Source organism: Neobacillus sp. NPDC058068 (assembly GCF_042885335.1).
Lineage (GTDB): Bacteria > Bacillota > Bacilli > Bacillales > Cytobacillaceae > Neobacillus.
Genome location: NZ_JBHVSI010000011.1, coordinates 20,725 through 46,519, shown reverse-complemented (window position 1 = coordinate 46,519; position 25,795 = coordinate 20,725). Strand labels below are relative to the sequence as shown.

General features: G+C 38.7%; 27 protein-coding genes. 18 read left to right on the top strand and 9 right to left on the bottom strand.

The genetic code is table 11. The features are described 5' to 3' along the window. Positions 1-250: 250 nt before the first annotated feature. The 3 genes from ACFVSW_RS14145 to ACFVSW_RS14135 all read left to right on the top strand — a co-directional run bounded on the left by ACFVSW_RS14145 (position 251) and on the right by ACFVSW_RS14135 (position 2,498). Positions 251-985, top strand: coding sequence for an AzlC family ABC transporter permease (locus ACFVSW_RS14145; protein ID WP_387317063.1), 735 nt, complete (start codon positions 251-253; stop codon positions 983-985). Further along, positions 976-1,302 carry an AzlD domain-containing protein gene (locus tag ACFVSW_RS14140; protein ID WP_387317061.1) on the top strand — a complete coding sequence of 109 codons (327 nt, stop codon included), beginning with the start codon at positions 976-978 and terminating at the stop codon, positions 1,300-1,302. Before ACFVSW_RS14145 ends, ACFVSW_RS14140 begins: the two co-directional genes overlap by 10 nt. Before the next feature lie 104 nt (positions 1,303-1,406). Beyond that, on the top strand, positions 1,407-2,498 hold the full coding sequence (locus ACFVSW_RS14135) for a serine hydrolase domain-containing protein (protein WP_387317059.1): 1,092 nt from the start codon (positions 1,407-1,409) through the stop codon (positions 2,496-2,498). Between the two features lie 31 nt (positions 2,499-2,529). On the opposite strand, the gene ACFVSW_RS14130 is transcribed toward ACFVSW_RS14135, so the two are convergent. Together ACFVSW_RS14130 and ACFVSW_RS14125 are read right to left on the bottom strand one after the other, a co-directional pair. Next, positions 2,530-3,003: a divergent PAP2 family protein gene (locus tag ACFVSW_RS14130; RefSeq protein ID WP_387317056.1), complete on the bottom strand. Its 474-nt coding sequence runs from the start codon at positions 3,001-3,003 to the stop codon at positions 2,530-2,532. A 317-nt stretch (positions 3,004-3,320) separates the two neighbouring features. Next, complete coding sequence (locus ACFVSW_RS14125) at positions 3,321-3,638, bottom strand: YtxH domain-containing protein (protein ID WP_387317054.1); 318 nt, start codon at positions 3,636-3,638, stop codon at positions 3,321-3,323. A 184-nt stretch (positions 3,639-3,822) separates the two neighbouring features. Between ACFVSW_RS14125 and ACFVSW_RS14120 the strand changes: the two genes are divergently transcribed. The 3 genes from ACFVSW_RS14120 to ACFVSW_RS14110 all read left to right on the top strand — a co-directional run bounded on the left by ACFVSW_RS14120 (position 3,823) and on the right by ACFVSW_RS14110 (position 5,319). Beyond that, the gene (locus tag ACFVSW_RS14120; RefSeq protein WP_024028879.1) at positions 3,823-3,987 is read left to right on the top strand and encodes a DUF1328 family protein; all 165 of its coding nucleotides are present in this window, start codon (positions 3,823-3,825) and stop codon (positions 3,985-3,987) included. A gap of 71 nt (positions 3,988-4,058) precedes the next feature. Further along, positions 4,059-4,415 carry a sigma factor-like helix-turn-helix DNA-binding protein gene (locus tag ACFVSW_RS14115; protein WP_387317052.1) on the top strand — a complete coding sequence of 119 codons (357 nt, stop codon included), beginning with the start codon at positions 4,059-4,061 and terminating at the stop codon, positions 4,413-4,415. A 139-nt stretch (positions 4,416-4,554) separates the two neighbouring features. After that, positions 4,555-5,319 carry a hypothetical protein gene (locus ACFVSW_RS14110; RefSeq protein WP_387317050.1) on the top strand — a complete coding sequence of 255 codons (765 nt, stop codon included), beginning with the start codon at positions 4,555-4,557 and terminating at the stop codon, positions 5,317-5,319. A 59-nt stretch (positions 5,320-5,378) separates the two neighbouring features. Here the strand turns inward: ACFVSW_RS14110 and ACFVSW_RS14105 are convergent, their stop codons facing one another. Beyond that, positions 5,379-5,903 (bottom strand): cupin domain-containing protein, encoded by a 525-nt coding sequence (locus ACFVSW_RS14105; RefSeq protein WP_387317048.1) that lies wholly within the window; start codon positions 5,901-5,903, stop codon positions 5,379-5,381. Positions 5,904-6,138: 235 nt separating this feature from the next. Here ACFVSW_RS14105 and ACFVSW_RS14100 point away from each other — a divergent pair, with 235 nt between their 5' ends. Together ACFVSW_RS14100 and ACFVSW_RS14095 are read left to right on the top strand one after the other, a co-directional pair. After that, positions 6,139-6,669 carry a hypothetical protein gene (locus ACFVSW_RS14100; protein WP_387317046.1) on the top strand — a complete coding sequence of 177 codons (531 nt, stop codon included), beginning with the start codon at positions 6,139-6,141 and terminating at the stop codon, positions 6,667-6,669. Positions 6,670-7,065: 396 nt separating this feature from the next. Beyond that, entirely contained in the window at positions 7,066-8,313 is a 1,248-nt protein-coding gene (locus tag ACFVSW_RS14095) for a cation:dicarboxylate symporter family transporter (protein WP_387317043.1), read from the top strand. 129 nt (positions 8,314-8,442) lie between these two features. On the opposite strand, the gene ACFVSW_RS14090 is transcribed toward ACFVSW_RS14095, so the two are convergent. Continuing rightward, complete coding sequence (locus ACFVSW_RS14090) at positions 8,443-9,807, bottom strand: TrkH family potassium uptake protein (RefSeq protein ID WP_387317040.1); 1,365 nt, start codon at positions 9,805-9,807, stop codon at positions 8,443-8,445. 356 nt (positions 9,808-10,163) lie between these two features. Between ACFVSW_RS14090 and ACFVSW_RS14085 the strand changes: the two genes are divergently transcribed. Then, complete coding sequence (locus ACFVSW_RS14085; protein WP_387317038.1) at positions 10,164-11,474, top strand: VTT domain-containing protein; 1,311 nt, start codon at positions 10,164-10,166, stop codon at positions 11,472-11,474. A gap of 70 nt (positions 11,475-11,544) precedes the next feature. Here the strand turns inward: ACFVSW_RS14085 and mprF are convergent, their stop codons facing one another. The 4 genes from mprF to ACFVSW_RS14065 all read right to left on the bottom strand — a co-directional run bounded on the left by mprF (position 11,545) and on the right by ACFVSW_RS14065 (position 18,030). Beyond that, a complete protein-coding gene (gene mprF / locus ACFVSW_RS14080; protein ID WP_387317036.1) occupies positions 11,545-14,094 on the bottom strand; it encodes a bifunctional lysylphosphatidylglycerol flippase/synthetase MprF in 2,550 nt (849 codons plus the stop codon). A gap of 300 nt (positions 14,095-14,394) precedes the next feature. Next, entirely contained in the window at positions 14,395-15,741 is a 1,347-nt protein-coding gene (locus ACFVSW_RS14075) for a GntP family permease (protein WP_024026242.1), read from the bottom strand. A gap of 19 nt (positions 15,742-15,760) precedes the next feature. Further along, positions 15,761-17,305: a gluconokinase gene (gene gntK / locus ACFVSW_RS14070; RefSeq protein ID WP_387317033.1), complete on the bottom strand. Its 1,545-nt coding sequence runs from the start codon at positions 17,303-17,305 to the stop codon at positions 15,761-15,763. Continuing rightward, a complete protein-coding gene (locus ACFVSW_RS14065; RefSeq protein ID WP_387317030.1) occupies positions 17,302-18,030 on the bottom strand; it encodes a GntR family transcriptional regulator in 729 nt (242 codons plus the stop codon). Before ACFVSW_RS14065 ends, gntK begins: the two co-directional genes overlap by 4 nt. Positions 18,031-18,229: 199 nt before the next feature. On the opposite strand from ACFVSW_RS14065, the gene ACFVSW_RS14060 reads away from it, so the two are divergent. From ACFVSW_RS14060 to ACFVSW_RS14040, 5 genes are all read left to right on the top strand, one after another. Continuing rightward, the gene (locus ACFVSW_RS14060; protein ID WP_387317027.1) at positions 18,230-18,943 is read left to right on the top strand and encodes an MOSC domain-containing protein; all 714 of its coding nucleotides are present in this window, start codon (positions 18,230-18,232) and stop codon (positions 18,941-18,943) included. A gap of 585 nt (positions 18,944-19,528) precedes the next feature. Beyond that, positions 19,529-20,356 (top strand): GNAT family N-acetyltransferase, encoded by an 828-nt coding sequence (locus ACFVSW_RS14055; protein WP_387317024.1) that lies wholly within the window; start codon positions 19,529-19,531, stop codon positions 20,354-20,356. A gap of 5 nt (positions 20,357-20,361) precedes the next feature. Beyond that, entirely contained in the window at positions 20,362-21,036 is a 675-nt protein-coding gene (locus tag ACFVSW_RS14050; protein WP_387317021.1) for an alpha/beta family hydrolase, read from the top strand. Between the two features lie 60 nt (positions 21,037-21,096). Continuing rightward, the gene (locus tag ACFVSW_RS14045) at positions 21,097-21,741 is read left to right on the top strand and encodes a DUF4362 domain-containing protein (protein WP_387317018.1); all 645 of its coding nucleotides are present in this window, start codon (positions 21,097-21,099) and stop codon (positions 21,739-21,741) included. A gap of 45 nt (positions 21,742-21,786) precedes the next feature. Further along, entirely contained in the window at positions 21,787-21,951 is a 165-nt protein-coding gene (locus ACFVSW_RS14040; protein WP_387317015.1) for a hypothetical protein, read from the top strand. A gap of 164 nt (positions 21,952-22,115) precedes the next feature. Here ACFVSW_RS14040 and ACFVSW_RS14035 read toward each other — a convergent pair whose 3' ends face one another. Continuing rightward, positions 22,116-22,355: a hypothetical protein gene (locus ACFVSW_RS14035; RefSeq protein WP_387317012.1), complete on the bottom strand. Its 240-nt coding sequence runs from the start codon at positions 22,353-22,355 to the stop codon at positions 22,116-22,118. 622 nt (positions 22,356-22,977) lie between these two features. Here ACFVSW_RS14035 and ACFVSW_RS14030 point away from each other — a divergent pair. The 4 genes from ACFVSW_RS14030 to ACFVSW_RS14015 all read left to right on the top strand — a co-directional run bounded on the left by ACFVSW_RS14030 (position 22,978) and on the right by ACFVSW_RS14015 (position 25,788). Next, positions 22,978-23,964: a DUF3231 family protein gene (locus ACFVSW_RS14030; RefSeq protein WP_387317397.1), complete on the top strand. Its 987-nt coding sequence runs from the start codon at positions 22,978-22,980 to the stop codon at positions 23,962-23,964. Positions 23,965-24,211: 247 nt separating this feature from the next. Next, a complete protein-coding gene (locus ACFVSW_RS14025; protein ID WP_387317010.1) occupies positions 24,212-24,568 on the top strand; it encodes a PadR family transcriptional regulator in 357 nt (118 codons plus the stop codon). Next, complete coding sequence (locus ACFVSW_RS14020; RefSeq protein ID WP_387317007.1) at positions 24,561-25,238, top strand: permease prefix domain 1-containing protein; 678 nt, start codon at positions 24,561-24,563, stop codon at positions 25,236-25,238. The genes ACFVSW_RS14025 and ACFVSW_RS14020 overlap by 8 nt, the downstream gene beginning before the upstream one ends. After that, positions 25,231-25,788: a DUF4825 domain-containing protein gene (locus tag ACFVSW_RS14015; RefSeq protein ID WP_387317006.1), complete on the top strand. Its 558-nt coding sequence runs from the start codon at positions 25,231-25,233 to the stop codon at positions 25,786-25,788. The genes ACFVSW_RS14020 and ACFVSW_RS14015 overlap by 8 nt, the downstream gene beginning before the upstream one ends. Positions 25,789-25,795: the final 7 nt, after the last annotated feature.

Sequence of the window (25,795 nt, the reverse complement as noted above, 5' to 3'; positions counted from 1 at the left end):
GTTATTGGGGAATAATGTGTTACTGAAAGCTGCCGGCATCGCCGGCAGCTTTTTCTAATTCAAAATCACATTTTTCTATTGTTGAAAAATATTGAATATTTCATCAGTAAGTATTATAATAACCTCTGATTGTCTCAAGGGATAAAGAGTAAATATTATTTGCTAATTTTTCACTAATGGAAGAACCAGCCTGACCTGTTTCATGTGGTTACAGGAAATCAGTTTAAATAATGACAAATGAGGGGATATGATGAGCCTTTCCAACGCTCAAAGTGAATCCGTAATCCATCCGAGTGACGAAGATTCCTTTTTCCAAGGTGTAAAGGATTGTATCCCGACACTGCTGGGTTACTTAAGTATCGGCTTTGCTGCCGGTGTTGTTGAAAAGACGGCAGGCCTTAGCATTGCAGAGATTACCCTGATAAGCTTCGTTCTTTATGCCGGCTCTGCTCAATTTATTGCAGCGGGCATGATTGCCGTTAATAGTTCTGCGACTGCGATTATTATTACTATTTTCTTTGTCAACGTGCGCCATATATTACTTAGTGCTGCCCTTTCACCCTATTTTCGCCATCTTTCTCCGCTTAAAAATATGCTCATCGGATCACTGCTCACGGATGAAACCTTTGGTGTTGCTATTAATAAGGCGGCGCAAAAGCGAAACATTAGCGAGAAATGGATGCATGGGCTAAATATTACCGCCTGGTTAAACTGGGTAATCGCCAATTTAGCAGGGGCCTATTTTGGCAATTGGATTTCCAATCCTGAAAAATTCGGCTTAGATTATGCGTTGCCGGCGATGTTTATTGGGCTTTTGGTCCTTTCGATGTTAAGCCGGAAAAAAATCAAACTGGATATTTTTGTGGCCATCATTGCAGTCATCATCGCTGTTGGAATTAGTGCCATGTTTTCGAGCAGTCTCGGCGTGATTGCGGCTACAATTATTGCCTCAACGATAGGGATGGTGTTGGAAAAATGGAAGTAAGAGGGGCCATTCTATTAATTATTTTAGGAACAGCACTTGTCACATTTATTCCCAGGGTCCTGCCGCTGATGGTGCTTAGCCGCTTTGAACTGCCGGAATGGGCGACACGATGGTTAAGTTTTATCCCCATTTCTGTAATGGCTGCATTGGTAGGCCAGGAGATTTTCATGGCTGATGGGAAAATTGCACTAACGGCTGGAAACGTAGAAATCCTAGCGGCAATCCCCACGTTTTTGATTGCGATTAAGACACGCAGTTTATTAGCCACTGTTCTGGCAGGAATTATTTCCCTAATGGTTTTACGATATTTGCTGTGAAAACGTCTATTTTGTTACTTTGGTAATATGCTTATCTAAGGGCTAACAGGGGGCTGCCTCTGTTAGCTATGATATTGAATGATTCAAATGAACGGGGGGAATTAATGAACCATGAACAAGCTAAATTAAAAATTGAAAAAAAACTGAAGGAAACCGTGGATGCCAATTCCAAACTTCTGAATGCCTATCTGTTAATCCATTCAGATAAACTGAAGATTCATTGGAATATGGCGCACGGGCAAACAGATGAATTCCTTGCGAAGCCAGAGCAGCCATATCATACGGCAAGCATTGGTAAAACGTTTACGGCGATGATTATTGCTATGTTAGCGGAAGAAGGAAAACTTAGTTTTCGTGAACCAATCTCCAAGTACTTACCGGAAGATATTTTACTAGACTTGCATAATTATAAAGGCAAAGACTATTCAACTGAAATTCTCATAGAACATTTAATAGCGAATACATCAGGTCTACCGGATTATTATGAGGATAAGCCAAAACAGGGGAAGGCATTTTTGGAAATTCTCCTTGAAGATCCTTCACGAAATTGGACGCCGCAAGAAACGATTCAATGGTCCAAGCAACATCTTAGCCCCCGTTTTTCACCTGGAAAGGGCTGCCACTACACCAATACTGGATTTAACCTTTTAGGATTGATAATTGAGGAGATTACCTCAAAGCGATATCATGTAGTTCTTCATGAGTACATTTTTCAGCCGCTCGGGATGAATCACTCGTATTTGTCCCAATACTCGGAACCGGCTATAAAAAGTAGTGATCCGGTCGCAAATATATATCTAATGGAAAAACAAATTAAAGTGGAAGACCATCTCAGTTTCACGAGTATATATGCTGCAGGGCAAACGGTGAGCACGTCTGAAGATTTACTTTTATTCATGAAGGCTTTGGCAGAAAACAAGCTGATTCCAGATGAATCGTTGTTAACAATGCAGCAATGGAGAAAATTGTGGATAGGCGTTGATTACGGGTCTGGATTAATGAGGGTCCGGATGATGCCGTTTACTCAGAAGTATAACGTCTGGGGACATTTAGGTTCGATTGGCTCGTTTATGCTCTACAATCCTGCTATGGACGTTTATATCATTGGCAACTTCAACAACGCCGCCTATTTAGCAAAGAGTATTCGCTATGTATTTAGTATATTAAGAACCCTATCGAAATGTGAAAAAGAGTAGAATGGAGGCGAACAGTGGTTAACACTATTCGCTATGGAAACGGATAGACCTGATAAGTTAGAATACCGACGATGATTCCTGTAATCGCACCAAAAAAGACTTCTGCTGGTTGATGGCCTAATAATTCTTTTAGCTTTTCTCTCGACTCTGTTTTCTTTAAATTTGGGTCTTTTAAGGTTTCAATGAGTAGATTGAAATCAGCTAACAATTTATTTAAAACTTCTGCATGGTAGCCTGCGTGTCTTCGAACCCCAGTAGCATCATGCATGACAATAAGGGAAACGACTACACAAATGGCAAATTCATTTGAATAAAGTCCAGTCGTTAAACCAATCGCTGTCGTTAAAGAAATAATGGTAGCTGTATGTGAACTCGGCATGCCGCCGGTACTAAACATCAGGTTCCATTTTAATTCCCCGGATGTTACATAGTGGATGGGGATTTTTACAAATTGGGCAATCAACATTCCTAAAAGCGCAGCTAAAATGGGATAGGATAAAAACATCTCGGTCCTCCTAATAATTGTATGTCCTTAGAGTATGCCAAAAAAACCAAAATGATGAACATGATTAAATCGACTAGGGCCCTTTGTTAATATTCAGAACTTTTCTGGTATTGAATATATTATCTAGTAACAGACCCTGGATTGTAAATGAGGAAATAATAATTGATATGGGAACCTGTCAAGATTGGTTCGAATCAGAGGGAAAGTGGGAGTGTGAAGGGGTGTACGTGAACATTCTAAGTCAAAATAAGGTAGAAAGTCCACGTAAAAGGTTCTACGTGGACTTTTTGAGCTGAAAAGCGCGAACAGTGTCAGTCTCAGCTACTCTTGTCACGAATTTCGTCTTTGGCGTCATGAAGCGTATCCGCAATATCTTGTTTTCCTTCTTTGGCCTTATCTGAAAGCTCAGAAGCATGTTTGCCGATACTGTTTGCAACGTCCTGTGCCTTCTCTTTAACAACCGCGGATAATTGGCTCCCTTTTTCATTAAGGGATTTATACGTTTTAGATAAATCTTCCCGCAACATCGTGCCAGACTTCGGCGTCAACAAAGATGAAGCGGCTGCCCCTATCACACCGCCAATTAAAATCCCTAACCAAAGTCCGCTTTTATTCGTTTCCGCTGTTTCACTCATCGAAGACCACTCCTTTATCGTTATAGTTTGGTTCCTGCTTAGTTAAGTACCCGTATTTTCTGCGTTTGAAACAACTCGCAGAGGAGAGAACTGGGAATTGAGACAGGTTTTATCAAAGATTTAACGGGGTAATAGATAACAAACGGAAGCAAATCGAAAATATTCCAGAAGGTGGGTAAAACACATGTTAAAAGCTGCTATTTTGTTTCTCATTATTGCCATTATTGCAGGGATCTTTGGATTTTTTGGAATTGTATCTGCAGCGGTGGGTATTGCCAAAATCTTATTCGTCATCTTCTTGATTCTGTTTGTCGTATCGCTCATTTTTGGCAGACGAAAAAGCTACTAACAACCTATTTCATCAAAGTACCAATTGAAGTAATGTAGAAATCCAATCATTGAAAAAAGGAGAGAGTTAAGGTGAGGAAGAATCATGAAGCACGTTCTCCCAAGCGAAGGGGCTGGCAATACTGGCGTGTCACTTCACTTGATGCTCCGCTATACAATGTACAGGGATTTACTCTGTGGGATGTGATTGGGGAAGAAGATAAGCAATATCATCTAATTGAGACTCGTTTAGATTTGTCCCAAGCCTGGTCACAGCTCAATGAGATGGAAAAATGGATTCTTTATCTAATTTTTGTCGAAGGGGAGTCCCAACGGACCGCTGCCCACCGATTAGCAATATCACAGATTACAGTTAGTCAAACGATGAGATATGCCTTGGAGAAGTTGAAACAAGCGCTATTCGAGCCTTTATCCTCTTATTATGTGTAAAATTTAAACCGGCGGGCCTGCATAAAGGGTTCGACGGTTTTTCTGTGTTTGTAGTACAATAAATAATAACGAATATTCCAATAATTTCAAAATTAGTAATAAGAAAAGGTACTAAAGCACCTGAGAAAGGAGGTTTAGCTTGAGTAATATTCCTGTTGGGGTATGGATAAGCTTGGAAATTTTAGTTGTATGTTTAGCGGTATGGCAAGTTTTTAAATTTATCAAAGCGTATAAAAGCACAGAACAAAGCCTGCCAACAGAAGAGAAAGTCGAGGCGATGGTAAATAGCCAAATCAAGAATAAAGTGCTTGCTGCGTTTCTTACACGAGATCTTTTGACCATTTACTATCTTTTTTCAACATCAAATCAAAGAGAGCCGGAACAAGGAACGGCCTATACGCTTCATAAAAAAATCGGCTACGGCGGAATTGTGTTTGGGTTTCTCTTTGTTTTAGTTTTAGAAGCAGTTGGGGTCTCGTATTTCCTACATAGCTGGAACACGGTTATAGCCTGGATCCACTTGGCACTGTCAGTGTATTTGATAATTTTTCTTATCAGTGATTATAAAGCAATCAAACGGAATCCTGTCCTTTTATTACCCGGAAAAGTCCACATTCGCTTGGGCTTGCGGTTAAAGGCGCAAATTTACTTACATAATATCGAAAGTATTCAAGCGGGAAAAGTGAATTTTGAAAAAGATAAAAAGAAAAAAGATGTTTGGAATCTCACCTTATTTGGATTCGAGGACCCGGATTATGAAATTTCCCTCAAAGAACCACTCTTGTTAAGAGATGGTCTTGGAAGAGATTGTTTGGTCCGAAAAATGTATCTAACGCTCGATGAAAAGGAGGAGTTTTTAACACAAATTAAACTTCTTAAGGAGAAAGTGGAAGTTGTTGGATGAAAGAAGAGAACAAAATCAAATCAAACGGTAGATCTAAAGCTTGAGGCTGTTAAGCAGCCTCAAGCTTTAGGCAGTTCTTTGTATGCCAACTTCATAATGATATCCTTATGCTGCGGATACTTCGACAAAAGGTCATCCTGGGTAAATAATTCAAAGTCTTGGAATTCAAAACCTGGAGATACCATGCAGCCAACTAGCGAGCATGTATCATTTTCAAGCACGGATGATCCAAAGATTGAATTTTTCGGAACTAAGGCCTGTGGAACTTCTCCCGCTTCAAGATTCATCCCTAATTTTATTTCTTCATATTCTCCATTATCATGAATTACATGAACGGTCAGTGAGCTTCCAGCGTGATAATACCACAATTCATCCGACTTTAGACGATGAAAGTGGGACACATTGTCGGAAGTTAATAAAAAGTAAATACTCGTGTAAAGCTTTCGCTGGCCTTCGAAATTTACCGTTAACTCTTTGTCGGAAATCTGTTCCCAAGAGGAAAAAGTACTTTTGTAATAGCCACCTTCCGGATGCGGAACAAGTCCGAGCTTTGCAACCCACAATTCTAATTCACTTATATGCATGCAGAAAATTCCTTTCTTGATAAAGCTTCAGCAGATTCGCCACTGACTTTCTCTTCATGGTCACATTACCAATTGAAGCCAACAGCATTTGCCCCTTTAGATAGTATCTTATTTGTTGCCCCGCTGCAATCATCCAAGCGATCCAATCTTGACATTTTTCTGACAATTCGCTAAAATATAATTAAGTAAAATAAATTTTAGTAAAAAATAATTTATCAAAAGGAGAGAGGAATAAATGAGCCTTTTGGATATTTACTTACAAAGAAATGGAAAAAAACGCTATGATGTATTCAAAGAAACGGGAATCAGTCAACAAATGCTTTCAAGTGTAAACAAAAAAAGTGTCAGCAGTTATTCGGTGAAAACCATTCAAGCAATTGCTAAAACAGTTGGAAAAAGTGAGGGGATGGTACTTGACGAATTATTGCAGCTTGAAAAAGAAAAGCCTATCTTTGAAGTTTTTAATGCTGAAGAATTACTAGTAGCCTTTGATAATAAGGAGTCGTTTATCGTTATTAAGGGAGAATATAAAAATAAAATCCAAGAATTAGCTAAATCACAGCTTTCAGAAACGGAAACATTAGGATTGGAATTAGGTTCTGCTGGAGCAGTGACTATCTTGGCAGAAGGTTTTTATCAATTAGCCAATTTATTTAGTAAAAAAGATGATGAACAAAAGAAAATCGAAAGTCAATTTCGTAAATACAAAATTAAAAAAATCAATGAAAATGAGCTGCTTTTGTCTTTACGGCAATTAGATTATTAAAGTGGTAAATGCAAATATTCATTCAGATTGCATGGAACCATCAACAAAGCAGGTGCTATTCCAAAAGTAAAGTGGAATAGCACCTGCTTTTTGATTGGAATCTTTATGTTTGATTAACCAAGTTGAGGGTAAGCAAAATTTACTATTTTCCTTTTTGGGCAAACATGTTATTCTAAAAAAATAACCTAAAAACTTAAATGTTTGATTGAATGGATTTAATGTCTTGAAAAATAAGATTCATTAAACAAGCATTAAATTAAATGAAGTATTTTCCACTAAGATTTTTATTTTTAAAATAGTAAATCTTAATAAAGATGAATGTGCAATAGTTTACAGCATATAAGTTGATTGTTCATTTTTATCAACTGTAATAAATTTTAAAAAGGGGAAGTGTAGATGAAGAAGATTAGTTTAGCGTGGCAGATTTTTATTGGACTGGCTCTCGGTATTATTGTCGGTGCAGTTTTTTATGGCAATCCGCATGTGGCAAGTTACCTCCAGCCAATAGGAGATATCTTTATTCGATTAATAAAAATGATTGTTGTTCCAATCGTTGTTTCCAGCCTTATTGTCGGAGTTGCTGGCGTCGGTGATATGAAGTCATTGGGAAAGCTAGGCGGTAAAACCCTGCTTTATTTTGAAATCATTACCACAGTCGCCATCCTTGTTGGGCTTCTTGCCGGGAATGTGTTTCAGCCAGGTGCCGGAGTAGACCGATCCAAACTGACAAAAACGGATATAAATAGTTACGTCCATACTGCGGAACAAACAGAGTCACATTCGATGATTGACACAGTTGTGAATATAGTTCCTACCAATATCATTCAGTCATTAGCGAGTGGCGATATGTTAGCAATTATATTCTTTTCCATCATGTTTGGACTTGGTGTGGCGGCGATTGGTGAGAAAGGACTGCCAATTCTCAATTTCTTTAGAGGAACGGCCGATGCGATGTTCTATGTCACTAACCAAATCATGAAGCTTGCGCCATTCGGTGTTTTTGCTTTAATTGGTGTAACTGTCTCGAAATTTGGGATTTCCTCGTTAATTCCGCTCGGGAAGCTGGTCCTTGTTGTTTATGGATCGATGATTTTCTTCATTCTAGTTGTTCTAGGGTTAACGGCGAAAATTGTCGGGTTTAATATTTTTAAGTTAATTCGCTATTTGAAAGATGAATTAATTTTAGGCTATACAACCGCAAGTTCAGAAACTGTCTTACCGAAAATTATGGAAAAAATGGAGAAAATCGGTTGTCCGAAGGCGATTACTTCTTTTGTTATTCCAACAGGCTATTCCTTTAACCTTGATGGGTCGACATTATACCAAGCAATTGCGGCATTGTTTATTGCGCAAATGTATGGAATTGATTTGACTATCGGGCATCAAATTACTTTAGTTCTTGTTTTGATGCTAACCTCCAAAGGGATTGCCGGAGTTCCGGGTGTATCCTTTGTAGTGCTTCTTGCTACATTAGGAAGTGTCGGCATACCTGTAGAAGGACTAGCTTTTATTGCTGGAATTGACCGGATTCTCGATATGGCCCGTACATGTGTAAACATTGTCGGAAACTCCCTAGCTGCGATTGTTATTACAAAATGGGAAGGCCATAAGCTTAATGATTCTCATGAACAAAAAGCAGCCTAACATTACGACACCTTGCGAAAGCAAGGTGTTTTTAATATAGTTTATACATAAAAACCTTGCAGAATCAGTTTGGACCTGCCGGGAATCAAGGAAACCTCCGGGAACCCCAATGGCTCCCGGAGGTTTCGATTAACCGATAATTACTCTCTCTTTTGGATAATTATAATTTGATTTCTTATTACTACCGCCAATAATAAATAAGAAAGATGTTAAACCGATTCTTCCGATGAACATTAACATCATCAAAACGAATTTTCCAAAAATGCTAAGGTCGGGGGTAATCCCTAGAGATAAACCAACCGTTCCAAAGGCAGAACAAACTTCCAAGAAAATGGCGATAAGCTCATGCTGGCTATCAGATATGCTTAAAGCGACAACCGATATTAAACACATAATAATAGCTAAAAATGTAATCGCAAATGATTTCATAACATCATCCGGATGAAGCTCGCGGTTAAAGAGTTTGATTTCACGATTTCCTCGCGCAAAATGATAAATAAATAGCATATTTAACGCAAATGTTGTTGTTCGTATTCCTCCGCCTACAGAATTCGGCGAACCGCCAATAAACATGAAAACACTCATGATCAAGAGTGTTGGCCTCGACAGATCATTGATATCCAAGGTTGTCAGCCCGGCGCTTCTCGTCGTAGCAGCCTGGAAAAAGGAATAGAAAAAGCTGTCAAGCCAACTCATATCCTTGAAATAGTGTTGAAATTCCAAGAGAAAAATAAGGATTGTCCCAAGAATAAGAAGGATTGCATATGTTAATGTTGTCAACTTTGCAAATAATGAAAAGCGGAACGGGTGTCCAAGCTCAGTTTTTTTTCTAAGTAAATAATGCTTTACTTCAATTAAGACAGGGAACCCAATGGCACCAAGAATGATTTGAGTAATATTGATTAACTGAACAAAATAATCCTTTGCATAAGGTGCCAGTGACTCACCGGTTATATCCATCCCGGCATTTGTTGTCGCACTGACGGATGTAAACAAGCCGTGAAGAAAAGCTTCTTGCCAAGTCGGATAATATTGCAAGAAATAAAACCCGAGAATGAGTGCCCCTATCAGCTCAATCAGAAGAATAATCTTGATAATTTCTTTTACTAATAGTACGAGACCTGATAAAGCAAATTGATTATTGTCAACCATGATAAGGCGGCGTTCACGCAATCCTATTTTTCGTCCCAAAAGTACCCAGAAAAAGGTACTAATGGCCATAATGCCAATACCCCCAAATTGTAATACAAGCATAATCATAAAATATCCAAATACGCTGAATGTTTCTGAAATATTAAACACACTCAAACCTGTATCGCTTACCACACTGACAGCAGTAAAAACTGTATCAATAAAACTCACTTTGAACCCGGGTTTATGGACAGCCGGGATGCTAAATAATAGGATGGATATTGTTACTGCCAGTAAATAATAGCTAGAAATAACCTGGGCTGGTGACATTTTCTCCATCCAGTCTCGTACTTTACCCCACATGGATTACATTCCCCTTCAAACTTTTTCATATCCACTATCATAATGAAAATTGAATGGATTGGAAAGCTTTAATTTTAAAATATGACGGAATTTTACAATTCAAGTGTTGCCTTTGGTTGAGAAGTCACTTAGATAAATATCGAAAACAACTTCCTGAAGTAAAAGGGAATGTGGCAAAAGTTTCACATTATATGACTAGTTTGATTATGAAGGATTCAATCTATGCAACTGTATTGTTAATTAAAAAATAGAAAATACTTTACATATAATAATAAAAGCGGAAGCGCCTTGGCGCTGGAGCTGGATAATTATCGAAGTCCAAAATTATTACCAATTAATAAAAGAGAGGGCTGTCTGTGGGTGTGATTACATCTTATATGGATCAGTATGGATATGTATTATTATTTATCGCGCTTTTACTTGAACTGCTAGCACTCCCACTACCGGGTGAGCTGATCATGAGTTACACTGGATTTCTTGTCTACCAGGGACATCTGGGGTGGTTCATCAGCATTTTCGTTGCTGGTGTGGGTAGCTCAATTGGAATGACGATTGCTTATTGGATTGGTTCAAAATTTGGTACAGTTTTTTTTGATAAATACGGTAGGAAATTCCATATGGGTCCAGAACGTTTGGAAAACACCTCAAAGTGGTTTGGTAAGTATGGCAACAAATTGCTAATTATTGCCTATTTTATCCCTGGAGTAAGACATTTCACTGGCTATTTTTCAGGGATTACACATCTTAAATTTCGTACATACGCTATATATGCCTATAGTGGTGCATTTATTTGGGTAGCTACCTTTATTTCGCTAGGAAAAGTACTTGGACCAAAATGGGAGCAATTCCATGCATCCATTAAAAAATATCTATTAATTGGCATCATAATTGCTTTGTTCATTTTGGTCATTGTTTATCTATACCGAAGGAAGAAAGAACAAATTAAAGGTGCAGCTATTTTAGGGATTAATAGAATGATGAAATTATTGAAGTCAAGAAGACGAACAGGGATATTTATTGTGTGCACTGTTGTCATCACACTTGTGTTAAGTGTTCTGTTGATCGAAGTCATTCAAAGTTTATTGACCAATGAGTTTCAAGAATTCGATGAAACGATGAACTTCTTGGTTCCGTCAACTTTTGGTCAGGATTGGACTCCTTTCATGCAGTTATTCTCTTTCATGGACAATTCTAAGGTCCTTTTAATAATATGCGCTTGTTCATTTTTGTGGATTATCTGGAAAGGAAAGAACAAAGTGCTTGAATTATTAGCATGGCTGCTGATTATTTCAGGTGGAGAATTATATGAAGAAAGCTTAATAAGGCTATTTCATAGCTTGCCTCTACCCGAGCAAACTTCGGCAGCACGCTTGTTTCATAAATTTCCAAGCGAGCAGCCGCTTATGGCATTTGTCATCTATGGCTTTGCTGTCTTTGTGTTCGTGCGTCACACTCGTAAGGCACGGGTTCATTCAAATGCCGCTGCAGGAACACTTCTTTTATTACTTCTTATAGCAGTCAGCCGTATCTTTTTTGGTGTTCAAGATCCTAGTGATATCGTAGTCGAATATATATTTGGCGGAGTTTGGTTAGGTTTAAATATCCTTGTGTTAGAGATGTTACGTTTGCTGCGAAATGTCCATATCGATGTTAAAGCAAATAAATAGATATCACTTAATGAATAAGTTCCATCGAAAAAGAAAGATTGGCTCAAAAATAGCCAATCTTTCTTTCCGTCTATCCATCTCCATTTTTTCTTTTCTTCCCAATCAATAAAGTGATTTGTGCCATCGTAATAGGCAAAGAAGTTTTCTTTCGATGAGCTAAGTATTTTGGGAGCCACATATCGGCATATTTATCTTTGAATTTTCTCAAACCTTTAAAGGAATAGAAAAATTGTCCATGTAAAAATATTTGTGAAGCTACTTTTTCACTTAAAAAGGAAAACTTTGATAATCCTACATTTGATAATGGGGCCATTCCGATATTAAAGTATTGATACCCTTGTTCTTTTGCCCATTCAAATAATGAGAGAAATACAAAATCCATCGTTCCATTTGGCGCATCCTTTCCGAAGCGCATCAGGTCCAGCGAAATCGTTTGTTTTTGGTCATAAACTGGCATTAGGCTGACAAATCCTAGAATCATCGTTCCATTTACTCTGACAACGGCTATTTCAGCTTTATTGAGGTAATCGTCATCAAAAAATCCGAGGGAAAAACCTTTTTCCGTTCTTCCATGAAGCCAGTCATCAGATATTTCTTTAAGTTCCTTCAAGATATCATCCTGAAAGGGTGGGGTAACAATTTCAAACTGATAATTCTCACGTTCAAACTTGTTTTTTACTGCCCGGGCCCCTTTCATTTTTTTTCCACTAAAGGAAAAGCTGTCTAAGTCAACAAAAGCCTCCTCGCCAAGCTTGAAAAAGTCATAACCGTTTTCATGCAGAAAAGGGAGCATTTTCTCGCTGACCTCGTAAAAAACAGGCGTATATCCTTGAAGATCTGCTGTTTCTCGGAATTCTTCTATCGCAAGTGGCATTTCGTCACGGTCTCCAACAGGGTCACCGAGGACCACTAGCTTGTCTGCGTATACTTGATAGGCAAACATGACGTTGTCCGTTTTATTCCAGTAAATATTTTTATCATGTAAAAAGATTAAATGGGTTAGGACCGTTCCACGATAATGCTCCAAATGTTTGATTATTTTTTCTTCTTGGGAACGGGAGGGCTTCAGCTCCCATTTTTTATTGCGTTTAAACAAATAGCCGATGGAAAATAGGACCATGGCGAAAAACAAGCCGATTAACGCACTTTTAAATACATCACGATAGTCTTTAATCAGATAGGGTGATAGCTTTGGGTTCACTTTTATTTCGGAGGTAGGCAAATTGAGATAGCCGATTAATACAAACATAAAGGTAATCACGACAAACATAACGATGTCAAAAATGGTTTTGCCCCAGCTCAACACAAAACGCTCTCTGTAAAACCGCTTTTTGGAAGCTCTCAAGAGCACGACAACAATTAAAAGATACAATGCCTCTTCATAATCAAATCCCTTTAAGAAAGTGAATAAGGCGGCAAAAATTAAAACGACCATCGTTAGGTTGTATGCCCTTTTCTCCTTGTACTGAATACCACGGGATAAACCGAGCAGGATAAATCCAGTTGCAACGGAGAGCTGATGTGAAATATTCATGATTGGAAACGATAAAAATTCTTGCGCAATCTTGAGCCTTCCGATAATTCCAGGGACAGCTGCCGAAAGAAGCAAAACAAGTCCTGATAGAAAGACCAAAAGGGTTAAAAGAATGTGGCTAGTCCTCGCAAGGATGGCATCAGGCACATTGTTCCACGATTTATTCCATCTGTTCCAAAAATCCTTTATGAATAACACTAGCCCTACTAAAAATGGAAGGATAAAATAGCCGATACGATAAAACAGTAGCAGGATAACCACCTTTTCATCCGGAACCCCCAAGGATTGAGTTCCCAAAAGGAAAACTAGGTCAAAGGAGCCAAAGCCTCCTGGAATCATACTAATGATACCGGCGCATGATGCAACAATAAATACAGGTACAAGATGGGCAAAATTAATGGGAATGCTCAATATCAGACATAATAGCCAAAATACAAGAAAAATGGCGATCCATTCAAATAAAGAAACGAAGAGTAGTCTTAATGCTATTCCCCAATCGATAATGAATTCCGCCGCTTTCTTCCGCTGAATAAGATAGACGGCGAAAAAAACTGGCAAATATAAACTTACCACTATGCTGGCCCAAAATAGCCATTTTTTATCATGAAAGAGAGGGAAACCTCTATATCCAATTAGGACAATCCAGGCAAGCAAAGAGATACCGGTAAGGAAATAAAGGGAAACAGAAGCAATGATCTTCAACAGTCTTTTTTTGTCTGTTTCATATTCATGATAGGAATAAGCTCTTAGTGTAGCACCAGCCAGACCTCCAAATCCAATGAAGTTTGCAAAGGTATTCGCAATAAAAGATTTTTTCATCAGTTCTTTTACCGGTACTTTAATCGCTAATATTTTTGTTAATAACACATCGTAAAAAATCATCGGGGAAATAGCACAAAAAGTAATCAATAGAATCAAGAGCAGCTTGGCAAAATGCAACTGACTGACTTCATGACGAAGCAATTGAACATTAACGTTTCCAGTAAATTTTTTAATTTCATAAACGGCAAGTCCTAACAAAATCATTGGAAATAAAATTTTTAGGAATAAAAAGAACTTTTCTTTATTAAACGTTTTCATAGCCATTCACCCATTTTCTCCTTGGTCCCCAGCCTTGGACATCAACAAAGGATAGGAAATAGGAAGCCCTTCAGTTATCGATAAAAACATTTGAGTCTAATCTGTATTTTGTATCGAAACTACACAAATATTCGTAAGGAAATCGATTCACCTTTTGGCAACAAGTCTCTTATTGCTAATGAACCCAAATGAAAGGGCAGTATAACCACCACTTCATTCCTTAGAGGAATCTAAGAAATGAGCGGGGACTATACTGCCCTTTGCTTACCAGCAGTGGACTATAAAACCGCCGCTGAATATTTTTACTTATACGAATAAACTTAGTAATAGAATAAATCCTAATCCAGCTACTGAAATAATCGTCTCAAGTAATGTCCAAGTTGCAAATGTTTCTTTCATGCTTAAACCAAAATACTCTTTAAACATCCAGAAACCAGCATCATTTACATGTGAGGCAATTAGACTACCTGCTCCTGTTGCAAGTACAACTAAAGCCAAGTTAACGTCAGTTTGACCTAACATTGGGATAACTAAACCGGCAGTCGTTAAAGCTGCAACAGTAGCCGACCCCAATGAAATTCGTAAAATTGCTGCGATAATCCAAGCAAGTAAAATTGGCGAAATGTTTGTTCCTTTGAATAATTCGGCAACATAGTCACCAACGTGGCCATTAATTAATACTTGTTTGAAGGCACCGCCGCCGCCGATGATTAATAGCATCATCCCGATGTGGGAGATGGCTGTTGAACAAGAATCCATTACTGCTTTAATTGGAATATTTCTAGCCAATCCCATTGTATAAATCGCAACTAATAAAGAGATGACCATGGCAGGGGATGCGCCGCCAACAAAACGGATAATTGCCAGTAACGTGTTATCTGCAAATCCCATCGTTTTTTGAAGCAAAGTAATAATGGTAGCAATCGACATTAAAATAACAGGAAGCATAGCAGTGAACACACTGATTCCAAAACCTGGAGTATCTTCAAGCTTAAATGTTTTTTGTTCACCTAAAGAAGCGATATCACCAGTTTTTGTAAATGATGCCGGCACTAATTTTTTTGCTAGCTTTGTAAATAAAGGTCCTGCAATAATGACAGTTGGAATGGCAATAATAAAACCATAAAGTAATACTTGACCAAGATCTGCACCAAATTCACCGGCAATAGTGGTTGGTCCTGGATGCGGCGGTAAGAAGCCGTGTGTGACAGATAAAGCTGCTGCCATTGGAATGCCGAGATAAAGAATAGAAACCTTTAATTGTTTAGAAATGGCAAATACGATTGGAATTAATAAAACGAGTCCTACTTCAAAGAATAAAGCGATTCCAATAATGAATGAAGCTGCCACTACAGCCCACTGAATATTTTTTTCGCCAAATTTATTAACCAGAGTCATCGCAATTCGCTGCGCGCCTCCTGAATCCGCAACTAATTTACCCAGCATCGCACCAAGTCCGAAGATTAATGCAATATGGCCAAGTGTTCCGCCTAATCCAGCTTCTATTGTCCCGATGATTTCGTCTAATTTCATTCCTAGTGCGATTGCGACACCGAATGAGACAATGATAAGTGACACAAATGTGTTTAATTTAAAGCCCATGATTAATATAAGTAATGCTACAATCCCAATTGCTACTATAACTAATGGCATAGTATTTTCCCCCGTTGATTTATATATTTTTATTGATTAAGCTTCTCTGATAATTGGCAATCCGTGTATAATCTTCTTCTAATACTCTGGATAAGTTAATAAAGATAGGCAGCAATTCTCTGTATTCTCTAGCTGCATCTTCTTTTGGTGTATGCTTATGTGTAGTGCCAATCATTTCAGAGGCTACTTCAAACGATTCAATTTTCCCTGTAGCATATAGGCCCAAAATACAAGCACCGAGACATGAACTTTCGTAGCTTTCTGGAACAACTACTTCGGATTCGAAGATATCGGACATCATTTGCCGCCAAACATCTGACCTTGCGAAGCCTCCAGTTGCCTGAATTCGGGTCACAGGACCTTCCATACATTCAATTAATGCTAAAAATACGGTGTATAAATTGTAAATGACTCCTTCTAGGGCTGCACGAATCATATGTTCTTTCTTGTGTGACAACGTTAACCCGAAAAATGAGCCTCTTACATCAGGATTCCATAATGGCGCACGTTCACCGGCAAGGTATGGATGGAATAACAAGCCGTCAGCACCTGGTCTTACCCGTTCAGCAATCTTCGTTAAAACCTCGTAGGGGTCAATTCCGAGACGTTTTGCTGTTTCTACTTCTGAAGCGGCAAATTCATCCCGAATCCAGCGAAGGACCATCCCGCCGTTGTTGACAGGTCCGCCAATGACCCAATGCTTTTCAGTTAAGGCATAGCAGAAGATTCGCCCTTTTTCATCTGTTTGCGGCTGGTCAATAATCGTCCGAATCGCACCGCTTGTCCCAATTGTAATTGCAATTTCGCCCTTTCTAATCGCATTTACACCTAGATTGGAAAGTACACCGTCACTTGCGCCAATGACAAATGGTGTTTGTGGATCAAGCCCCATTTGTTTCGCTAATTCTGGATGACAGTTTGTAAAAATCGTGGTAGTTGGCACGAGTGTGGATAGTTGTTCCCGTTTCACACCAGCAATTCTTAAGGCCTCATCATCCCAATCCAAGGTTTTTAAATTCATCATACCCATTGCCGAAGCAAGGGAATGATCAACTACGTATTGGTCAAAGAACTTTTTAAAAATATATTCTTTTATCCCGATATACTTTTTCGCTTTTGTGGCGATTTCTGGATGTTCATTCACAAGCCAAGTAATTTTGCTTAATGGTGCCATCGGGTGAATCGGTGTTCCCGTCCGTTTGTAGACTTCATGCCCGTTTAACTCATCTTTTATTTTATGGGTCCAGGCTTCACTGCGATTATCTGCCCAAGTGATACAAGGTGTCAGCGGCTGATCATTTTCATCCATGGCAATGAGACTATGCATCGCACTGCTAAATGAAAGAAACGATATTCCTTTTTGTGAATTTTGTTTCATTATTTTCGAAATCGCTTGTACGACAGCTTGAAAAATCTCTTCAGGATCTTGTTCAGCTGTCGAAATATCAGGTGTGTAAAGGGGGTAACCGATATTCTCTTGTTGGATGACTTCGCCTTTTTCAGTAAATAAAACGGCTTTTGTACTTGTTGTACCGATATCAACACCTAACATATAGCTGGTCATTTCTCCGGGTCTACTCCTTTAGATAGCATTTGTTGTGATATCCAAAGGTCTTCTACTTTCCCTTGAACATCATCAAAATTTTGATGTAATGATTGAATCATCAGGTTTCGGTCTTTTGTATCGATTGCTTCGATATACAACTGATGATTCTTGATAATGCGTGTAAAGTCATCGTATTTTTCCTCGAAGCGGACACGCATTGATAATAGGATAAAGCTTTCCATCACGGGTCTTGTGTTATTCCAAATCATCAACATGTAAGAATGATGAATTGCCCGAATAATTGTTTCATGGAATAAGATATCTTGATAGGAAAATTCATCAGCATCGTGATATTTGATGGCGATTTTCATCATTTCAACAATTTTACTTAGTTCCCTTACTAGTTCTTTCGTATCTATTTTGACAAGCCGTTCAAAGACAAACGTTTCGATGAGCAGGCGTACATCGTAAATCTCTTCGATGTCTTTCTCGCTTAAACCAATGACAACTGCGCCCATTCTTTCTAAGCGAATCAAGTTCTCAGCTGCCAATACTTTTAATGCTTCACGAATCGGTGAACGGCTTACTTCAAAATCGGCAGCCAATTTATTTTCTGATAGGATGGCACCGCTTTCAATCCTGCCAGAAATGATCTGCATTCTAAGCTCGCAGGTGACGCGATCACCGGTGGATGCTTTTGAAAGCCACTTTTGTGGATAAAGAAATTCCTTCGATTCTGTCATTAAACCACCTTCCTAAAATATACTAGGATACTTGTATACAAGTATTATAAAACAGATTTTTGAAAATGCAAGCGCTTTTACTAAATTTATTATTCCAAAAAAATTTTAGCTAATGATTTATTTAACGTACCTAGGAAGGGATGTTTATCCTTTCTGCCGAAATTAAATAAATCGGATGTGATTTTTAGGAGGAAAAATAATGGATTTCTTATTGAAACAAGTATTTGTTGGTTTACCAAAAACAGTCGGTAATAAAGAAGCGGTAAATCCAATGGAGCGGGAATGGACTAGCGCAATTTTTAAAGAGCCTGTCGAAGGATCAATCTGGGTCGGCAAAACGGGGTTAACAGGAGACGGACAAGGTGATTTGAAACATCACGGCGGACCAGAAAAAGCCGTTTTCGCCTATTCGTTTGAAAATTATCGATACTGGCAAGAAGAATTAGGCATTAAAGAGATATCATCCGGCGGCATGGGAGAAAATTTGGTCATGGGCAATGTAAATGAGGAAACAATTGCGATTGGCGATACCTTTCAAATTGGCGAGGCGGTTATCCAAGTTTCACAGCCCAGACAGCCATGCTGGAAGCCGGCGCGCCGATTTAAAGTAAAGAATTTAGCGCTGTTATTACAGAATACCGGAAGGACCGGCTGGTATTTCCGTGTGTTAAATGAGGGATATGTGGAGGAGGGTCAAACTTTTACACTAGTAGACCGCCCGTATCCACAGTGGACCATCCAAAAATGTAATCAAATTATTCATGCTAGGCAGCAAAATTTAGTAGAAATGCGGGAGCTTGCTTGTTGTGAATTGCTTGCACCAGGCATGAGAACGACATTAGAAAAGCGAATTGAGAAAGGCGGCACTAAGTCCCCCGATATCAGCGACCGGGTTTTTGGACCGAATGAATAAATCATGGTTAGGGTTAAATATGAAGTCTGTTAACAGACACATTGAAAAAATATGATTCTGGGGGAAAAGAGTCGTCGCGGTCACAAAACATTGCCCGTATGGTGGAGAAAAATCAGATGACGGCACTGTGAAGAGTTGAGAGTGCCCATAGAGCGGAAATAATGCCAGGGACGGGCACTGTGAAGAGTCGAGAGTGCCCATAGAGCGGAAAAAATGCTGGGGACGGGCACTGTGAAGAGTTGAGAGTGCCCAAAGAGCGGAAAAAATGCCGGGGACGGGCACTATGAAGAGTCGAGAGTGCCTATAGAGCGGAAAAAATGCCGGGGACGGGCACTGTGAAGAGTCGAGAGTGCCCATAGAGCGGAAAAAATGCCGGGGACGGGTACTGTGAAGAGTCGAGAGTGCCCATAGAGCGGAAAAAATGCCGGGGACGGGCACTGTGAAGAGTCGAGAGTGCCCATAGTGCGGAAAAAAAGTGGAAGACGGGCACTGTGACATTTCGGTATTTTAAAATTTGAAGAACAAAGCTTTTAGGATAAAAAGTACCAGAAAAAATAAGTTATTTTCCCATAGGAGGAAGCGAATATGTTTTCAAGACTTGTCTCAAATGATGACGCAATTGCCATTGGTAGTGCCTTTGAATCGGACGAAGTACAATACAATCTGTTCCATCGAATCACTGAAGGCAGCGATTCCTTATCCTGTAAAACACGGGATGGAAAAATGATTTTTGCCCAAACACCGGGGCATAGTGGCTGGTTATGGGTTTCAAAAGAGGTGACGGCTGAGGAACGGAATTACATTACTCAAGAATTGGTCAACCATCTTAAAGGAGTTCCCCTTCCCGGGGTGACCGGCGAACCCGAGACTGCCGCAATGTTTGCCGACGTTTATTCGAAAAAGAATCATCTTCAATACGAAACCGAAATGGTTATGGAAGCCTATTATTGTCCTAAGGTAATCAAGCCGTTAAATGTTCCAGGTGAAATCCAAGCAGCCACATTGCAGGATGTGGATACCGTCGCCGAATATATAGCAGGATTTTTAAGAGATGCTTTTGGGACCGCTGTTGAACCGGATACCCAGGCAGCCAGGGCGGAGACGATGGTACAAACGGGGAATCTATATCTTTGGATTGTAGATGGCCAGCCGGTATCGATGGCGAATATTTCACATCGCTCCCCAAGACACGCACGGATTAATTCAGTATTTACACCGATTTCACATCGGAAAAATGGCTATGCAAGCGCGCTTGTAGCAGATCTGTGTGTAATCATTGCATCTGAGAAACTAGTTCCGATGCTGTATGCAGACCTTAAAAATCCTGACTCCAATAAGGTTTATCAAAATATCGGCTTTTTAGAAAGTGGTAAAATTGCAGAATTCAAATTTACAGACTCCCAAAAGAGGTGAATCCAATGTATCAAATTACGGAAGGTCAAGTTGTAAGAACCGAGCAATCCACCATCCCCTATACGTGGATTCGCGGTGAACACCCAAATAAAAGCATTTGTATTATGCTTCCAGGACTCGGTTATTCTACGGAGCGGCCGTTGTTTCATTACGCAACGGGAGTATGTTTAAATCAGAACGTGGATGTTCTTCATATCAATTATAACTTTGCAAAAAATGAACATTTTAAAAAGCTTAACAATCAAGAGCAAGATAGTTGGATGTACCAAGATGTGAAGGCGGTTGTCGCGGAGGTTTTGAAGGATACCAAATATGAACAGTCCTTTGTATTAAGTAAATCGATTGGCACGATTCCGATGGCTTTTGAATGGAATCAACGGAATTTCATCAAAAATACGCTCGGAATTTGGTTAACTCCGCTTTTAAAAATTGACGCTGTTTTTGATGCGTTATTGAAAACTGAGCTGCCTTCCCTTTGTGTAATCGGGGATGAAGACCATCATTATATTGAAGAACGGATTTCTTCCCTGAAAAATAATGAACATGTCAGTACGGTTGTCATTCCCAAGGCTGACCATGGATTAGAAATAAAAGGGGATACGTTAGCGTCCATCGATGCTGCGAAAGAAGTGTTCAATCATATTCATGATTTTATCGCTAAAAATAAAATCAAAGAATAAATAGTCAAGAAACCTTTCCAGCATTAATTCGTCTTTTTCTATAAAGGGATGTGTAGAATTGTGATAAATAAAATATCCTCGATTATTTTAATCGCATTAATGGCTGTTTTTATATCCGGCTGCGGATTAGATAATGGTACTGCCAGTGACCTGCCTGCTAACAGTGGGCAAAATAAAAAACCTGCCAGTAATGAAGTCAAAGAAATTTACGGTATGATGGAAAATATCGAACGGTTAAATCTATTTGTTGAAAATGCTCAAACCGGTAAAGACGATAAGGTACGGCTTACCCGATATACGATTGAAGGCGATCCTATTTTTCACGATTTAGCTTATCATGATTCAAAATTAACGATAAAAATAGATAACACCGAAGATAAGTTTGGTCAAGGGGAAGTAACCACATATGTCTGTAAAGGGATTCAAAAGCAAGAATCAGAAACAGAAACTAAATATATTCTTGAAGAATGTCCGGATCTTACTGACCTATTAACCATTTCCCATGATGTAGACAAGGAGGATTATTTTGCCTTTGAGTTAAAATATGGGGTGAGCAAGAAAAACGTCATTAATACAGTAGAACAAAAGTTGATTAAAGATTTACAGAATGGCGAAACCGTTGCCGTTAGCGACTTTCAATTTTCCAAAAAGGAAATGAACGCCATTTATAAATTGATGATTTTTTCCAATTACCTTGGAGAGTAAAAACTATCAAAGGAATGTAATCAGAAACCGTATGAGGGCTATGAAATGCAGGTTTGGATTAATAGCGGGGAACGGCATTTTGAATGGTCGGAATGTGATAAGAGTTATGATGGTCAGGAAATGACCGAGTTGATTGCTAACATCCTTGAAATCTTGAAGAAAAATTCGACTTATCAATCCCTGCCGGAAGTTAAGGGTCATTATGAATAGAGGAAGGTAAGATGCCCCCTTTATAGGCGGTCATCTTCCCATGCCCTGTCATCGTCTTTAATATTGTACTTTTCTTTTAATGCTTGATCTTCTTGATTTCGTGACTCCGGACTTTTTAAGGGTTCTTTCCGGCTCTTCTTTTCTAATTCCAGCTGAATCTCCTCCTACGTTTGATCAAAGAAGCCTAAAGCATATTTGACTCCTTCATGGATATCATTGGTTTCGTATGCGTCTAAGTCCTCATGAGTAACAATTAATTTAACGCCTTCCAATCCGTAACCGCTGTCTAAATCGATATCCAAAAGTACTTCAAAACCCTCAGCATGTTCCTTAACTTCGATAATGTTAAACGTTTGAATAGCTGTACCCGTTTCATACTCAATGGATTCCAGAAAATCTGACAAAATAAACACCGCCCTTGTTCCAATAGTAACCTCTCATAGTTTAACCTCAGCAGCTACTGCTATTCCACTTTAGCGATATTTGTGGGAACTGTATGCCAGAGAATAATGTTGTTCCGTCTTCTTAAAAACACAATACAAAAATTCTGAAGGCGCTAACATTTTACGTTGACAAATGGTATAATTAACCATAGGACCTCATGATTTTTTCTACATCAGGCACAACTTATTAAAATCATGGAAGGGGTAGAGGAAAATGACTGAAAATATTTTGAAATTCTTAGAAAAAAAAGGGATCATAATACCCGAACATCAGATTCAACCTTTAATGGCACAGTGGGATAACCTCCAATTATTAACAAATAATTTCACTCCCTTAAAGCTTGCCTGTAATAACGTGGAGCAAAAACACATGCCCTATAAGCATAGGTACGAACAAAGAACGTGCCACCGAATCCACTAGAGAACTATCTGCATTTTTCTAAAGACTAGGCTGCATATGGCAGTCTTTTTTCTATTAATTGGTTACGTTCAATGATCAATCGAGAATATTCCGAAGTAAAGTAAGACAACCTATGGAAAAAACAGTGAGGTGCTTGGGTTGAACTCCCTCCATAAACCGAAAATGACTTCCGCAGAGATTGCTGCTTTATGGTCACAGTATTTAAACGAAACAGCTGGACTTTGCTTTCACAAACACATGTTGGAACACCTGGAGGATATGGAAATTAGAGAAATTTTTGAATTTGCAATTTTGCTTGGCACCCAACATTTGGAGAAAATTAAAGAGTTTCTTGTGAGTGAAGGTTTTCCAGTTCCAATCGGCTTTACAAATGATGACATGATCCCCAACAGTCCACGGCTATTTTCAGATGTATTGTGTTTACATTATTTAAATATCATGTCCATCCATGGCTGTCATGGGTACAGCGGGGCTGTCACAACCTGTTCTCGACAAGACGTTCGTGATTATTATACGAGCTGTAACGTATCTGCAGTTGAATTATGTAATCGATCAAAGAATATCTTGTTAGAAAAAGGCCAATACTTTCGCCCTCCAACAGTTTTCCCCCCTGAAAAACCGGATTTTGTCAAAAATGATAACTTTTTAGCAGGATGGTTTGGTGAAAAAAGACCATTAAGCTGTATTGAAATAACCGATATCTATTTTAATATGAAAAAAAGCATCCTGACAAAAACTCTCACAGTTGCATTTAGCCAAGTGGCCACTTCTAAGAAAGTGCGTGATTTTCTTTTAAAAGCGATGAATACAAAAGACAGTCATGTCCAAATGTTTCTTGACTTAATGAATAGCGAAAACCTGCCGGTAGTACCCTTGTTAGATGCGGAGATCACCAATTCCACCACTTCTCCGTTTTCGGAGAAGCTGATGATGTTTCAAGTTGGATTCTTATTCTCTACTGCAATGGTTTATTACGGAACGGGATGGGCGTCATCACCTAGAAGAGACTTGACTCCAAAATATATGTTGGCGATTTCAGGAGATTTGAAAATCGGAAACGATTGGTTGGACATGATGATTGACAACGGCTGGCTAGAGCAGCCTCCATTAGCTGAAGATCGAAAGAAATTAGCGATGATGAAAAAATGAGGGGAACTACCAAATGTTTTTTTGCTTTTCAGGTGGAGTTTAGTTTAAAAACAGTAAAAAGAAATTGGTCTCCCCAAGTTCTTTTTACTGTTTTTTTATATGAATTTCTGGATGATTTTACATGCCATTCCTCTTTTGTCTTTACTGTTTTGCAAGATAAAACAAATTCTTGAAATTTTTTTAATTTAGTACCTCAACATACATAGTAATATGTGTTACAATATACAATATCAGAGGAGGTTATTTTATGCAGGCTGAGACTCCAATAAGCAGCGACCTTATTCGCGGCCACATCGATACGATGATACTTCGTGTGTTGAGTGAAGGTGATAACTATGGATATGAAATTATTAAATCGATATTTGAACAAAGCAATGGAAAATTTGAGCTAAAAGAACCTTCACTCTATACCAGTTTAAAAAGGCTTGAAAAACAAAAACTGATTTCCGCCTATTGGGGTGATGAAAGTCAAGGGGGCAGACGAAAGTATTATAAAATCACCCCCAATGGTGAAGGTGCTTATGAACAAGCAATTGAGGCATGGGCGGCGGCGAAGGAACTAATTGATCAGCTAATTGTCAGGGGAGGAAAAAGCGATGAATGAACTAAGAAAATATGTCGATCACTTGTTCAGAAAATATAAAAACCATCGTGGTGTTAGCGACCTGAAGGATGAGATTTTAGGAAATTTGGAAGCGAAGGTATCTCATTTAATGGCAGAAGGATTGAATGAACGCGAGGCAATTGCCAGAGCCAAAAACAGTATTACAAAAATAGATGACCTAATTGATGATCATATCCCCGTCTGGATTAATCAGTTTCGCTTTAAAGCGTTTCAAATCGCATATATTTATATCCTGATCGCGTGGATTGTGACGATTCCATTTTCTATCATAAGTATGGGGCTTATGTTGAATTACAGCTTGTTTTTCGTGTGTTTGGTCCTCGGAATCTTCTATTTATTTTTAGCTAAAAACGTAAAAGGAAATGAGAAGAAAATTGGGGAATTGAATGCAGCAGCCTTTACGAGAGCAAAGAAAATCACTTGGCTGCTCTGGCTCCTATTTATTATTGTTACATGGGGATATTTATCGGCGCTATTATTCGGCAGCAACATTTGGTTCTCTCGACCGATACACATCGATGGACCATATCAGTTTGGAATATTAATTGCCCGGTATGCCTTGCCATTTATATCAATAATAATCCCATTAATTCTAAACTTGTGCATTAAGTTGATACCACAATACGAAGTGAGGGATTTCCATGAATAAGCTGGGAAAATTGATTGCTGCATTACTTGCCTTAGGTATAGGGCTATTTATTATTGTACAGTTTATCATCATTCCAAAGCAGAATGATGCGGCAGAACAATATGTCATTGATCAAAGAAGACCGCTTACACATGATTTAGAAAATATTATTCCTTATCGTTTTCTCTATATGGGCAATGCCAGCAACGTGTTCAACTTATTTAACCATTTACCGCTGAACGAGGTTGAAAAGGACTTTGAACTTAAATCTGAAGCGTTTACGTTAATAGTAAATTATCACCAATCAGTTTCGGAAATTGGCACCAACCTTGTCAATCAGTCACTTATTTATAATTCAACAGCTGCCTTTGCCCTGATTGGGAACTTGGAAAAAATCGAATATAACTTCGCGGATGAATCTTTTGAAGTCAAAAGGGAAAATGTCAAAAGTTTATATGATGATTTTAGTCAATTAACTAAAAGTAATAGTATTTGGAATCAACAAGTTCGTAATCCGTTAAAAGACGAAAAATATACAGACAATTGTATCAAATCGATTCTAAGGAAATAGCAGAGGA